This window comes from Pasteurella sp. WM03, from assembly GCF_004570945.1.
GTDB lineage: Bacteria > Pseudomonadota > Gammaproteobacteria > Enterobacterales > Pasteurellaceae > Rodentibacter.
The window spans coordinates 75,014-88,440 of the sequence record NZ_SPPO01000010.1; the positions used below are offsets into that span (position 1 = coordinate 75,014).

12 protein-coding genes and 1 pseudogene are annotated in these 13,427 nt (G+C 39.2%); 9 read left to right on the forward strand and 4 right to left on the reverse strand.

The window, feature by feature from the left end; genetic code table 11:
• Nucleotides 1-131: 131 nt before the first annotated feature.
• From malE to malG, 3 genes are all read left to right on the forward strand, one after another.
• The gene (gene malE / locus E4T92_RS09715) at nt 132-1,319 is read left to right on the forward strand and encodes a maltose/maltodextrin ABC transporter substrate-binding protein MalE (protein ID WP_135094510.1); all 1,188 of its coding nucleotides are present in this window, start codon (nt 132-134) and stop codon (nt 1,317-1,319) included.
• A 160-nt stretch (nt 1,320-1,479) separates the two neighbouring features.
• Entirely contained in the window at nt 1,480-3,030 is a 1,551-nt protein-coding gene (malF, locus tag E4T92_RS09720; protein WP_135094512.1) for a maltose ABC transporter permease MalF, read from the forward strand.
• A gap of 10 nt (nt 3,031-3,040) precedes the next feature.
• Nucleotides 3,041-3,931 carry a maltose ABC transporter permease MalG gene (gene malG, locus E4T92_RS09725; protein WP_135094514.1) on the forward strand — a complete coding sequence of 297 codons (891 nt, stop codon included), beginning with the start codon at nt 3,041-3,043 and terminating at the stop codon, nt 3,929-3,931.
• A 107-nt stretch (nt 3,932-4,038) separates the two neighbouring features.
• Here the strand turns inward: malG and E4T92_RS09730 are convergent, their stop codons facing one another.
• The 3 genes from E4T92_RS09730 to E4T92_RS09740 are packed head-to-tail and all read right to left on the reverse strand — an operon-like array spanning nt 4,039 to nt 7,258.
• Nucleotides 4,039-4,782: a YdcF family protein gene (locus E4T92_RS09730; protein WP_135094516.1), complete on the reverse strand. Its 744-nt coding sequence runs from the start codon at nt 4,780-4,782 to the stop codon at nt 4,039-4,041.
• The gene (locus E4T92_RS09735) at nt 4,779-5,738 is read right to left on the reverse strand and encodes a polysaccharide pyruvyl transferase family protein (RefSeq protein ID WP_135094518.1); all 960 of its coding nucleotides are present in this window, start codon (nt 5,736-5,738) and stop codon (nt 4,779-4,781) included. The genes E4T92_RS09730 and E4T92_RS09735 overlap by 4 nt, the downstream gene beginning before the upstream one ends.
• Nucleotides 5,735-7,258 (reverse strand): polysaccharide biosynthesis protein, encoded by a 1,524-nt coding sequence (locus E4T92_RS09740; RefSeq protein ID WP_135094520.1) that lies wholly within the window; start codon nt 7,256-7,258, stop codon nt 5,735-5,737. Before E4T92_RS09740 ends, E4T92_RS09735 begins: the two co-directional genes overlap by 4 nt.
• Before the next feature lie 115 nt (nt 7,259-7,373).
• On the opposite strand from E4T92_RS09740, the gene E4T92_RS09745 reads away from it, so the two are divergent.
• From E4T92_RS09745 to E4T92_RS09770, 6 genes and pseudogenes are all read left to right on the forward strand, one after another.
• Nucleotides 7,374-8,147: a glycosyltransferase family 25 protein gene (locus E4T92_RS09745; RefSeq protein ID WP_167754052.1), complete on the forward strand. Its 774-nt coding sequence runs from the start codon at nt 7,374-7,376 to the stop codon at nt 8,145-8,147.
• Nucleotides 8,148-9,344 (forward strand): hypothetical protein, encoded by a 1,197-nt coding sequence (locus E4T92_RS09750; protein ID WP_135094522.1) that lies wholly within the window; start codon nt 8,148-8,150, stop codon nt 9,342-9,344.
• Nucleotides 9,337-10,218, forward strand: coding sequence for a glycosyltransferase family 2 protein (locus tag E4T92_RS09755; protein WP_135094524.1), 882 nt, complete (start codon nt 9,337-9,339; stop codon nt 10,216-10,218). The genes E4T92_RS09750 and E4T92_RS09755 overlap by 8 nt, the downstream gene beginning before the upstream one ends.
• A 14-nt stretch (nt 10,219-10,232) precedes the next feature.
• The gene (locus tag E4T92_RS09760; protein WP_167754054.1) at nt 10,233-11,036 is read left to right on the forward strand and encodes a glycosyltransferase; all 804 of its coding nucleotides are present in this window, start codon (nt 10,233-10,235) and stop codon (nt 11,034-11,036) included.
• Nucleotides 11,037-11,053: 17 nt separating this feature from the next.
• On the forward strand, nt 11,054-12,157 hold the full coding sequence (locus E4T92_RS09765; RefSeq protein WP_228063596.1) for a lytic murein transglycosylase: 1,104 nt from the start codon (nt 11,054-11,056) through the stop codon (nt 12,155-12,157).
• 204 nt (nt 12,158-12,361) lie between these two features.
• A pseudogene (locus tag E4T92_RS09770) lies at nt 12,362-13,118 on the forward strand (POTRA domain-containing protein); the annotation flags it as partial.
• Nucleotides 13,119-13,129: 11 nt separating this feature from the next.
• Here the strand turns inward: E4T92_RS09770 and E4T92_RS09775 are convergent.
• Nucleotides 13,130-13,427 (reverse strand): IS1595 family transposase (locus E4T92_RS09775; protein WP_135094528.1); only part of this gene is annotated, 298 nt, incomplete at its 5' end.

The window sequence follows — 13,427 nt, forward strand, 5'->3', positions numbered from 1 at the left end:
CCTGGGGGCGTAGATAAAGGGATGATAACAAAGGGAAATATTTATTGATAATTTGATCTTAATAAACAAGAAATAAGGTTATCTTTAAACGTTAACGTCCTAATCATTGATAAACTCTCAAGGAGCGTACTATGAGTAAAACATTATTGAAATTCACCTTAACGGCAGTAGCAGGATTGGTATTGTCTTCGTCTGTGATGGCTAAGATGACAGAGGGGAAACTGGTCATTTGGATTAATGGCGACAAAGGGTATAACGGGCTTGCAGAGGTCGGTAAAAAATTTGAAGCCGATACAGGGGTATCTGTTCTAGTCGAACATCCGGATAAATTAGAAGAAAAATTTCCACAGGTGGCTTCTACCGGTGATGGGCCGGATATTATTTTCTGGGCTCACGACCGTTTTGGCGGCTATGCTCAATCCGGTTTATTGGCTGAGCTACAACCAAGCCAAGAATTTAAAGATAAATTTGTCGATTTCGCTTGGGATGCGGAAAATTATAATGGCAAGATTATTGGCTATCCTGTCGCAATTGAAGCCTTATCGCTTATTTATAATAAAGATTTAACGCCTGAAGCCCCAAAATCTTGGGAAGATATTCTAGAGTTAGATAAAAAACTGAAAAAAGAGGGTAAAAACGCCATTATGTGGAATTTGGCAGAGCCTTATTTTACTTGGCCTGTTGTTGCCTCAAATGGCGGTTATGCATTTAAATATGCTAACGGACGTTATGATGCCAATGATATTGGTGTAAACAATGAAGGCTCACAAAAAGGGTTACAGTTTGTTGTCGATATGGTTAAAACTAAAGTCATCAATGCTGATATGGACTATGCTGTTGCAGAAGCAAGTTTTAATAAAGGCGAAACGGCATTAACCATTAACGGACCTTGGGCTTGGGGAAATATTGAAAAAAGTAAAATCAATTATGGCGTGGCAGTGCTTCCAACTTTAAATGGTCAAGCCTCTAAGCCATTTGTTGGGGTGTTGAGCGCTGGGGTGAATGCGGCAAGTCCGAATAAAGATTTTGCTAAAGAATTTTTAGAAAATTATTTATTGACAAATGAAGGCTTGGCAACCGTCAATGCAGATAAACCACTGGGGGCAGTAGCGTTGAAATCCTACCAAGAGCAATTAGCAAAAGATTCTCGAATTGCAGCGACAATGGCGAATGCACAAAATGGTGAAATTATGCCAAATATTCCACAAATGACGGCATTTTGGTATGCAGAGCGTAGTGCGATTACTAACGCAGTATCCGGTCGTCAAGAGGTGAAAGCCGCATTAGATGATGCGAGAGCCAGAATTCAAAAACAATAATCTTATTTCGGGCGGATATCTCACCCGCCCAGTCCGTCTGTGGATATATAAAAAAGTGCGGTCAAAATTATGCTATTTTAGATTCAGTTTTACAGAATAAGTCCGCATTTTTGTATCACTTAAATGTGATAATTAATTTCTCAGCATTTCGAGGTGTATTATGCTAAAAAACATTGATTCCGCTCCATCGAAATTTTCTATTAACCGATTAAAAATGCTATTGATTGGTGCTGTTCTCTTGATCGATTTTTATTTGGTTATGCTGATGTATTCTCGTGGCGAATATTTATTTGCACTTTTAACCCTAGTGATCCTTACATCCGGTGTCTATATTTTTAGTAGCCAAAAAGTCTATGCTTGGCGATATGTTTTTCCCGGAATGATGGGGATGGTGATTTTCATTTTGTTCCCGCTTGTTGCCACGATTGCCATCGCTTTTACTAATTATAGCGGAACAAATCAGCTTTCTTTTGAACGTGCGCTTAATGTGTTGACACAGCAACATTATTTTTCCGGCAGCAAATATGATTTCAAATTATATCCACAATCGGATGAGCGTTTTCAATTGGTTTTGCATAATAAAAATACCGATCAATTTTTTGTCTCTGATAATATTTTATTGACTGACACGCCGGTAAATGTAAGAGAAAAAGCCGCCCCAGAGGGGGAAAGTTCACCCTTAAAAGTGGTAGCACAAAATCGTTCTGCATTACAAGCTATGATGGTCATATTGCCTGATGGAAACGAATTGACAATGAGTTCATTACGTCAATTTTCAGAGCAAAAAATGCGTTATACCTATGATGAAAATACGCAGATTTTAACCAATAATGAAACAATGAAACGTTATCGTGCTAACGATGACAAAGGTTTCTTTCAAGCTATTGATGGGAATGGAAACTGGGAAAATGAAACCCTTGAGCCGGGTTATACCGTGACTACGGGTTTTCATAATTTTATTAAAATTTTTACCGATGAGGGGATTCAAAAGCCATTCATACAAATCTTTATTTGGACAATTATATTTTCTGTATTAACAGTTGTATTTACCGTTATCATTGGTATGGTTTTGGCTTGTATTGTGCAATGGGAAGCATTACAGGGTAAAAGTATTTATCGCTTATTACTGATTTTACCTTATGCTGTACCTGCATTTATTTCCATTTTGGTTTTCAAAGGATTATTTAACCAAAGTTTTGGTGAGATCAATATGATTCTCAATAATCTCTTTGGTATCAGACCAGAATGGTTTAATGATCCCTTACTCGCCAAAATTATGATTCTCATTGTAAATACTTGGTTGGGCTACCCTTATATGATGATCCTATGTATGGGGCTACTCAAAGCTATTCCTCAAGATCTGTATGAAGCCTCCGCAATGGACGGTGCATCAACTTGGCAAAATTTTACCAAAATTACTTTCCCATTGTTACTAAAACCATTAACACCGCTAATGATTGCAAGTTTTGCCTTTAACTTTAATAACTTTGTATTGATTCAGTTATTGACTAATGGTCGTCCGGATATGATTGGCACAACCACACCGGCAGGTTACACCGATCTATTGGTCAGTTATACCTATCGCATAGCCTTTGAAGGTAGCGGAACGCAAGATTTTGGGCTTGCTGCAGCCATTGCGACCCTTATTTTCCTATTAGTGGGCGGGTTAGCATTATTAAATATCAAAGCAACGAAAATGAAATTAGATTAGGAGGATTATTATGGCTATTGTACAACCAAAATCTATGCGTTATCGCCTGTGGGCAACGCACGCTGCATTAATCCTATTCATTTCACTCATTATGTTTCCATTATTAATGGTTATTGGTATTTCGCTACGTCCGGGAAATTTAGCACTGGGCGATATTATTCCTCGCGAAATTTCTTGGGAACATTGGAAGCTCGCCTTAGGGTTTGATGTGGTTCATTCTGACGGTTCTGTTACCCCACCACCATTCCCAGTGCTACTATGGTTATGGAATTCGGTCAAGGTTGCCACAATTACAGCCGTCGGTATTGTCACGCTTTCTACAACCTGTGCCTATGCCTTTGCCAGAATGAAATTTAAGGGGAAAAAAACACTCTTACAGGGAATGCTAATTTTTCAAATGTTCCCTGCCGTGTTGTCACTTGTTGCTCTCTATGCTTTATTTGATCGCTTGGGGCAATATGTTCCGTTTCTCGGGTTAAACACCCACGCAGGTGTTATCTTTGCCTACTTAGGTGGAATTGCTTTGCACGTTTGGACGATCAAAGGCTATTTTGAAACCATTGATGGTTCCTTAGAAGAAGCTGCTGCTCTAGATGGGGCGACACCTTGGCAGGCATTCCGTTTAATTTTATTGCCGTTATCTGTTCCAATTTTAGCGGTTGTTTTCATTCTTTCATTCATCGCAGCTATTACAGAAGTCCCTGTTGCTTCATTACTCTTACGTGATGTCAACAGTTACACGCTAGCAGTGGGAATGCAGCAATATCTTTATGCCCAAAATTACCTTTGGGGGGATTTTGCTGCAGCTGCAGTATTATCTGCTATTCCAATCACCGCAGTCTTCTTGATTGCCCAACGATGGCTTGTGGGAGGCTTAACCGCAGGTGGGGTAAAAGGATAAAAAACTTGATAAATCATCGCCTGATCCATATCAGATGTTATCGGATATGGATCAGGCTTATTTGAATTATAAAAAACAGAACCGCTATAAACCTTCAATATTAGAAATTATTTTTCCTTCCAATAGCCGATCCATTCTTTCAATAGCTGCATATTTTTCGCAATCGCTCCCCCTTGAGGAACAAAATGCATCATAGTTAATTCGTATTCTTTAGGCGTAATCCCTTCGCCGACACTCGCCGGCAATACCTCAAATCCCTGTTGTTGGAAAAGTAGCCTTGCCCGCTGCATATGCCATTCATTGGTCACCAGAATAATTTTATTGATATGCTCTTTTTCCAATATTTTTTTGGTAAACAAGGCATTTTCCTTGGTGGTTAAGGCATTCGGCTCAACCCATTTTGTGGGGATATGAAAGAAGTTTTGTAATTCTTCTGCGGCAATTTTCGCCTCCATTGCACCCGTCGGGCTTCTACCTGTAATGAGAAGCGGTAAGTCTGTTTCTTTTTGTAAATACGCCGCATAGCGTAAGCGTTCAAGCTGAATAGCTGTGGAAGCAAGCGGCGCATAAAGCTCTTTGCTATCCCGCAATCCGCCCCCCAATAACACAATGGCTTGTGCATTTTGGTAGTCGTTGAGTGTTAAATTGTCTTCCGTAATTAAGCTGTCTTTCAAGGTTTGTGCCGTGAAGGGAATGCTCAATATATAAAGTAGAGCGAGCCCAAGAGCGGTCAAAATTCGGCTTAATTTTTTGAAATTGAATTTTGCCAATATCAACGCCAGCAGCCATAAAATTAAAATATTAAATGGCGGTAATATCATTGCAGTGATAAGTTTTTTGAGCTCCATCATTTTTTGTCAATTTCCACAAAATCAATATTTTTTGTCCATAAATGGGCATAGCCGGAATTTTTACCGTAAGCGTTATCGCATACTCGGTTTGGAATTTCCAGTAAGCAGGAGAAAATATGGCCGTGTAAACGGGTGGTGGTTACCTGATCATTTTGTAAAAATACCTCGGCGACGCGATTCACAATACGTTTGGTGTAAGCAAACCAAAATTGATGGAAACGGTTTTTTAACCAAGCCCAATTTTGTTGATGGGCAAATTTACTTATACGCCAACTAAGAGCCAAAACGATACTATCTAAACGGGTGAGAATATCTTCCCAGTCTTGCACATTAGCCTGAGGCGGTAGGGTGGCAAGGATATTTTTTTCCACGTCACTGGCTTCAATATCTTTGCGTAAAAAATAAAGTTGTTTACCGGTGTTGCCTTGTTTTGTCGGCAACGTGTCGTAAAGCTGATGTGCCATATCCGGTGATAATGTCACATTTGAGGAAAATTGTTTGAAACTTTCCGCCGTGCGTTCATCACGGGCAAGTAAGTAACAATCCGCGTGTTGATTGAAAAGTGCGGCTGATTTTTCGAGATTTTTTTGATCTTTAAAATACAGTGTTTGTGGCAAGACAATGATGCGATTATTGGGGAAATGTTGAACCATTGCCTCACGAATTTTTTGATGTTGTGGATAGAGATCGCCAAAGTTACCCCCACCGTGTAATAAAATAGTGGTATTTGGGGTAATTTTTTGTTTTACCTCATTAATATCTATATCAAACTCACAACGTTTTAATGTCACATGGATATGGTGATCTTTAAAAAATTGTTCTGTGCCGTGATAGATCAATAAATCACCCACATTTAAATGCAACGGATAGTCAAAGTAAAACACGTTATTTTTATCTTTGATTAAATCCGCAATGGGATCGAGTTGCTGTTTTAGAGAAATTAATGTTGAATTCATTTTTTTACCTTTTTCAAAATATAGCCAAATAAGAAGGCTTTTTCTGTACGATTTAAACCGATTAATAAAATTATCGCAATCAGCCCAAATTCCAACAATACAGCCTTGGCTAAAAATTCAGGGAAAGTATAAATGCGCTGGGTATCTGACAAGTAAATGAGCCCGATTAAGCAAGCAAATACGATGCCGATATTAAGTAGATATGTGACAAATTCTTTTCGGTTAAATTGAATTTTTTTGTTAATGAAATAGAAACGGTAGATTTGCATGAAAAGTGCGGTGGAAAATCTGCCGATAAAGGCATAGATTGGGTTATAACCGAGGGTAAATAAATAATAGACGAGCGGCATGGTACAAAGATCAATGATTGCAATGACAATATTATATTGCTTAATTTTGTTTGTTCCGATAGCCAACGCCGTCATCCAAAATGATCCCGCCATGGCACTAATCAGTGAACATAACAGGGTGATTTGCACTAATTGTTGCACGTATATTGGTAAATGATCACCTAACCAAAAGGTAAGCAACGTGTGAGGAAAATAAAGTACCGGTGCGGATAAAATCGCAATGAGATAAAAGGAATATTTTGATGTGCCGAGAATAAGTTTTTTATTGCGTTCGTAATCTTTTGCCGCATAAGATTGCACAAGTTGTGGGTTAAATGCCACTTGAAAGTTATTCACAAAGCTATAAATCGCGGTATCTACTTGGGTGGCGATTCCTACGGAAGCATTGACGGTAACCCCAAAAAACAGGTTGATGACCATATTTAAGCCTTGTGTTGAGGCGACATAAGCCGTTTGCCCGAGTAACATCCAACCGGAAAAACTTGCCATTTCCTTTGTTTTGCTAAAATCCTTGTAAAAACGAAAACGGGTTTCAGTGTAAAAAGTGCGGCGGGTAAAATTAACATAAAGCACAAATACGAGCAGGCTCACCCCAAGTAATAATAGGCTATAACTGATTAATTTATCGTATTGTTCAATCTGCATTAAAATAAAGATAGCAGAGAGTTTAAATGCCGTCTCAGTCAAGCCCAGCCACGCATAAAATGACATTCGCTCATGGGCGACAATCATTGCATTGAAGGGAACTTTAATAATTTCAATCAGGGCAATGAGAAGGGCAATTTGATAAACAATATTGGCTGCGTGCATTCTTTCTGTTGGAATATTGAGTTTATGGTTTAAAAACCAAAGCCCCACGGTTTCCGCCAGCACTGCCACGATAAGCATAATAAAGAGATGATTTAAGATACTGATATTAAAAATAATATTGACACGGCTTGAATCATTGGAGGCTTTTTCCACATTAATAAAACGTTGGGTGGTTGCCGTCATCGTACCGTTAAAAAACGAAAACAAAATCACCACGCCCATGACTATGTTGTAAATCCCGAAATCTTCCACGCCCAGCACACGTAATACAACACGTGAAATATAAAGCATTGCACCCATATTAAAGAGCATTCGGATATAAAGAAACAGGGTATTTTTCGCAATGGTTTTATTCGACATGGTGACTGATTTTCGCCTTAAAATTGGTGGGGAATTATAGATTTCTTTAGTATAATCAGCAATCTTTTATGCAACTATTTCTAATCGAATAGATACCATAATTTTAGTTGAGAGAATGATGAATAAATATTTGATTTCCCTAGATAAAGATGAGCAACGTCGTGTGCTTTTCTTTTCGCAGCCCGATACGGCAGATTTTTGTGTCTTTCCCGCCATTAATACCATGCAACGGGAATGGGAAGAATTGGCGAAGCAGTTTGATTTGGCACAATTTGAGCAGCGTTACGGGCGTAAAGTGACGAAAGGCGAAATTGGTTGTACGCTGAGTCATCTTTCTGTGTATCGTTTAATCGTGGAAGATGAATCGGTGGCAGACGATGATTACGCCTTAGTGTGCGAAGACGATGCCTTACTCGCCCCAAATTTCCAACAAAATTTGACCGCACTTTTAAGCCAAAATAATGCCATGCCGATTGTGCTTATCGGGCAATCCAAAATTGCTCAATTTAATGATACAGAGTTGGAAATTAATTATCCGACAACCTTTTCATTTTTGTGCCACAAGGCAGGGGCGGTGGCTTATGCCTATCCCTATAAAAGCTATTTTGCCGGTACGGTAGGATATTTAATCAAAAAATCCGCCGCCCGTGTTTTTCTCAAACTGCTTGAACAAGGCAAACCTTTCTGGCTTGCCGATGACTTTTTATTATTTGAAACGAGATTTGCCTTGCCGAATCAAGTGGTTCGACCGTTAATGGTGATCGAGAATCCAAAATTAGTCAGCAATCTTGAGGCGATTCGAGGTTCTCAAGCCAATAATCTTGCGAAAAAATTGATGAAATATCCGCTGAAAAAAATAATGGCGATTCAGAAAAATTTAGGAAAATAAATGACCGCACTTTTTAATCTTTTCTATATCTATGATCCGTGGTTTTTCCATGTGGTGCGTATGTCTTTTGTGGTTGGCTTGCTTGCTTTGGGCGTGTTGTTTTATCGCTATATAAAGAAAAAAAACACGCAAGGCATTGTGGTGCCAATGGATAGTTTAGCTGTATTGTTAGGGCTAATTTTATTGAGTGTGATTCCGCTACTGATAAATGGCACAAGGGATTTTTCAGTGGTGACTATGTATGTGAAATCACTGATTTTATTTATTTTCGGTATTGGGTTTTATAACGTTTTCTATGTGATACCAAACGGGCAACAGCTGCTTGTGCGTGATTTACAAATCGGGGTTGTGGTGCAATTTGTATTTGGCATATTAGCCTTGTTTGGTGTGTCGTTTTTGGTCGATTTTTTACTTTCAACCAATGCGATTTTGCCTGCACGATTCTATGGTTCGGAGCAGGAATACCGCCTGTATAACATCACGGCGACAGCCTTTTTCCAACTGAGTTTATTTTACTTAATACTATTCCATTTTTTATTAGCGTATAACGCAAAACATAGCAGCATGCCGAGTATTTTGGTGTTTTTGATGCTCTGTATCGGGTTGATTTCCGGTAGAACCTTTTTGTTGCTTTCCGTGGTGAGTATAGCCGTGTATTTTAAATGGCGATATGTCCCATCGTTGATTGCGTTTTTGCTATTGGTGCTGGGATTGGCTTATTTTGCCCCCAAAAATCCTTATGTCGCTCATGCGCTAGAGCCGATCATTAATTTGTTGCACGGCGCCGGTTTTGTGAGTTCTTCTACGGATACTTTAGTCAAAAATCATCTGTTTATGCCGACTTTGAAACAATTTATCAGTGGTGATGGTATGTATATGACAGGGCAGTTAGAGACAGGGCGTTATTACGGTAGTACGGATTCCGGTTTTTTACGCCAAATTTTATATGGTGGCATAGCTTACGCACTGGTTTGTTTTTTTGTCACCTTTTATTTTGTCCGTAAAGTCGCCCTGAATTGGTTTGATGGCAGTTGGAAATTTATTCTTTCCGCTTTTGTGATTCTTACCGCCTGCAATATCAAAGCCGACACCTTCGCCTTTCCAGGCATTATGTTTGTGATGTTGATGTTTTTGTCATTGTTCGGCACTCATGGCAAACAACGCATTTTCTTAGAGAAAGAGGGAAAAAATGTTTAGTATCATTGTGCCGTCTTACAACCGAAAATCGGAAATTCCTGTTTTATTAGAAAGTTTAGGGGAGCAAACCCACAAAGCATTTGAGGTGGTGATTGTTGATGATTACTCGAAAGAGCCAGTTGTGGTGGAGAAATCTTATCCCTTTAAGGTAAACGTGATTCGTAATGAAACCAATCAGGGGGCGGCGGAAAGTCGAAATATCGGTGCGAGAGCCGCATTGGGAGAATGGTTGTTATTTTTGGATGATGATGATCGTTTTGCTGAGAATAAATGTGAGCGATTGGCAGAGGTGATTAACAAACATCCTGATATTAATTTTATTTACCACCCTGCAAAATGTGAAATGGTGAACGAAGGTTTTACCTATGTAACCAAACCGATCCCACCACAAGAAATTAGTGTGGAACGGATTTTGCTTTCCAACAAAATTGGCGGTATGCCGATGGTAGCGGTCAAGAAAGATCTTTTCTTAAAAATAGGCGGATTATCAACCGCACTTCGCTCTTTGGAAGACTATGATTTTCTCTTAAAAGTGATCAAAGAGCCTGATTTCAAGCCTTATATGCTGAGCGAGCCATTGACCTCTTGCACTTTTCACACCAAACGTGCCAGTGTCTCAACGGATACCACCAATACAGAAAAAGCCATTGATTACATTCGTGAGCATTATGTGGAAACACAAGAGCAGGCACATAATTTCAATATTAACGCCAGCTATATTTTGGCTTATCCACATATCATGAACTTATCACGCAAGGCGGCGTATTATTATTTTGATATTTTTAAACAAACCAAAAGTATTAAACAATTAGTGATTGCAATGGTTGTGCTGATTTCGCCGAAACTGGCACTGAATTTGAAACGATTTATGTAATAGAAAGGATAGTCATGAAATTTTCAGTTTTAATGTCTTTATATATTAAAGAAAATCCGCGATTTTTACGGGAATGTTTTGAAAGTCTAGCCGCTCAAACCCATCAGGCGGATGAAATCGTTTTAGTATTTGATGGTGCGGTTACTGAGGAACTGGAAACAGTGGTTTCCGAATTTGAAAAACAGTTACCGTTAAAATTAGTGAAATTACCGCAAAATCAAGGACTGGGAAATGCCTTAAATGAAGGGTTGAAACATTGTAGTCATCAGTGGGTTTTCCGTATGGATACGGATGATATTTGCGTGCCGGAACGTTTTGCTAAACAAGTGACATTTATTGAACAACACCCCGATACCATTATTTTTGGCGGACAAATTGCCGAGTTTGGTGAAACGGTGAATGATATTGTGGCATATCGCAGTGTGCCGACCGAAGCACAGGATATTGTGAAATTTACGCAAAAACGTTGTCCTTTTAACCATATGACGGTGGCATATCAAAAAAGTGCGGTGATAAATTGTGGGGGGTATGAGGATCTGCAAGAGGATTATTATTTATGGATTAAACTTGTGGCACAAGGTCAAGCTGTGGCAAATTTACCGGATATTTTGGTTTATGCTCGGGTAGGCAATGGAATGGTTGGGCGGCGGCGTGGTTTAAATCAGGCTAAAGCAGAATGGCGGTTATTTAAATTAAAATATCGTTTAGGTATTCAGGATTTCGCTTCAGGTTTTTTTATTTTTGTATTGCGATCAGGCTCCCGTTTATTGCCAACTGCCTTATTAAAAGCGGCTTATAATCAATTTTTAAGAAAATAATGTTAAAAGGAAAGCAAATGAAAAAAATCTCGTTATTATCGACCGCACTTTTATCCTGCTTAATTATGGGATGTTCCAGTGTCAGTCAAACAGTATCAGCAAATATTCCTGCGGTGAGCCGTGATGCGGTTTATTCCAAACCCCGTACACAGAATAATTTTAATGATTATGTACAATTTTTAAAAGGCAAAGCGGTAACGGAAGGGGTTTCTCCAGCGACGTTAAATGCACAAAATAATATTCGTTATATAGAAAAAGCGGTGGCGTTAGATCGGGCGCAGGCAGGAAGAACCGTCAAACGTGATCCAAACCAACCGCCAGTGTTAAATCCAAATGGTACAACCAATTACCTCAATAAAGTGCTGACCAATAATAAAGTGAATGTGGCGGAAGAACGTTACTGGGAAGTCCAAGTACCACTTCAACGGGCAAGTCAGCGTTATTGCGTACAACAAGAATATATCCTTGCATTATGGGGAATGGAAAGCAGTTTCGGACATTACCAAGGACGTTATGATGTGCTATCTGCCTTGGCGACTCTTGCCTTTGATGGCAGACGTGAAGCCTTGTTTAGCAAAGAATTTATCAATGCGATGAAAATGTTGGATCGAGATCATATTCAACGTGCCCGAATGTTGGGATCGTGGGCGGGCGCAATGGGGCAAACCCAATTTATGCCAAGTGCTTTCTTAAATTATGCGGCTGACGGTAACGGCGATGGGGCAAAGGATATTTGGACAAATCAATTTGATGCTTTTGCTTCCATTGCAAATTATTTACATACCGTAGGTTGGGACGATAAATTGCCTTGGGGTATCGAAGTGACGTTAACCCAACCCATTGATTTATCCCTTTCCGGTATTGAGAAAAATAAAGCCCGTTCTTTGCGTGATTGGCAAGCTCAAGGTGTGATGCCGTTAAGTTTCAGCGCACAAGAACAAGCAAAACTGACCGCACTTTCCCATACGGATCTTTGGCTTATCCGTCCGGATAAACAGGTAGGGAGAGCATTTTTAGTATCAAATAATTTCCGCACGATTTTAGACTGGAATAAATCTAATTATTTTGCCGTGAGTATCGGAATGTTTGCGGATCGAATTAAAGAAAGGATTGGGCTGTAAAATAGACAGTCTGTTTTCAAGTGCGGTCGATTTTTGTTTGAAATTTGTCGGATTATATGGAAACCAAATTGAACGCACAGTCAAAAAAACATTGTATATATGTTGATGGGATTGCCGTGACTCGCCATCTATTGCGGTATAAACATTAATAAAAAATTGCCTTGTGTGCAATTAAACAAATAAATTCAATCATTTAATCAAAGTATGAAAACAGTATTTAACAAACTTTATACCATTACATTATTCTCAACGACACCATTATGTGTTTTCGCTAATCAACCACCGGAGAATTTCTCCCGCTTAAACCAAATGGATGCACTTCAGCAACAGCGTCAACAGCAAAGTCAGAAGGAGCAAGAGAAAACCCTACAATCTCAGGCTGATGTTCGTTTAGAGACGACAAATGACGAAAAATTGTCCCTATCCGATAAAGAAACCCCTTGTTACCCGATTCATCATATTGCATTGATTGATTATTCAGCGGAACATTCCTCTTCTAAGAGCCAATTCCAATGGGCATTAAATCAAGCCTCTGATGATTTAAAACTCACCCTCCCACATTGTTTTTGGGGGGGAAGGACTTGGGGTTTTGATGAAACAAATTCAAAATCGGATTATTGAAAAAGGATACGTGACGACACGTGTTGTCACACAAGAGCAAGATCTGAAAGGTGGTTCATTAGTGTTAACGATTATTCCCGGCAAAGTCGGGAATATTCTCGTTGAGGATAGTGGTGATATTCCACGTTTTACCCGTTTAAGTGCCTTAACAGGTTTCACTTTTTCAAAAGGTGATCTTTTGAATGTAAGGGATATGGAACAATCCCTTGAAAATCTTAAAAGGGTGCCGACAGCAGAAGCAAATATTGAGTTATTACCTAGCGAGACCGAGATAGGTGTCAGCGATATTAAAATCAGTGATCAACAAGCCTTACCTTTTGGACTTAATTTAGGGGCTGACGTAGATTAGCCCTAAATTTCACACCATTTTCGCAATGTTTTTAACTGCTTTTTTGGTGTACCAAAGTTAAACCGAAATTCACATTCCTTCAAGAATAAAGGAAAACTTTTTCGGTCTATTCCATTATATTTTCGAAGTATCCGCTTAGCTTGACTCCAAAAATTTTCAATTCCATTAATATGGTTTTGTTTCACCGCAAACAACTCTGAATGGTTAATCCGTTCGTGGTGAAATTCGCTTACATCAAGGGCATCATAACTACGATAAGTATCGGTATAAACCCAGCTATCAGGCTTGATTTTCCTTGCT

Bases quoted from the DNA above. Each gene is read 5' to 3' on its own strand.
- E4T92_RS09765 (WP_228063596.1), top strand. From the start codon at position 11,054: ATGAAAAAAATCTCGTTATTATCGACCGCACTTTTATCCTGCTTAATT.
- malE (WP_135094510.1), top strand. From the start codon at position 132: ATGAGTAAAACATTATTGAAATTCACCTTAACGGCAGTAGCAGGATTG.
- E4T92_RS09755 (WP_135094524.1), top strand. From the start codon at position 9,337: ATGTTTAGTATCATTGTGCCGTCTTACAACCGAAAATCGGAAATTCCT.
- E4T92_RS09750 (WP_135094522.1), top strand. From the start codon at position 8,148: ATGACCGCACTTTTTAATCTTTTCTATATCTATGATCCGTGGTTTTTC.
- E4T92_RS09730 (WP_135094516.1), bottom strand. From the start codon at position 4,782: ATGATGGAGCTCAAAAAACTTATCACTGCAATGATATTACCGCCATTT.
- malG (WP_135094514.1), top strand. From the start codon at position 3,041: ATGGCTATTGTACAACCAAAATCTATGCGTTATCGCCTGTGGGCAACG.
- E4T92_RS09735 (WP_135094518.1), bottom strand. From the start codon at position 5,738: ATGAATTCAACATTAATTTCTCTAAAACAGCAACTCGATCCCATTGCG.
- E4T92_RS09760 (WP_167754054.1), top strand. From the start codon at position 10,233: ATGAAATTTTCAGTTTTAATGTCTTTATATATTAAAGAAAATCCGCGA.
- E4T92_RS09745 (WP_167754052.1), top strand. From the start codon at position 7,374: ATGATGAATAAATATTTGATTTCCCTAGATAAAGATGAGCAACGTCGT.
- malF (WP_135094512.1), top strand. From the start codon at position 1,480: ATGCTAAAAAACATTGATTCCGCTCCATCGAAATTTTCTATTAACCGA.
- E4T92_RS09740 (WP_135094520.1), bottom strand. From the start codon at position 7,258: ATGTCGAATAAAACCATTGCGAAAAATACCCTGTTTCTTTATATCCGA.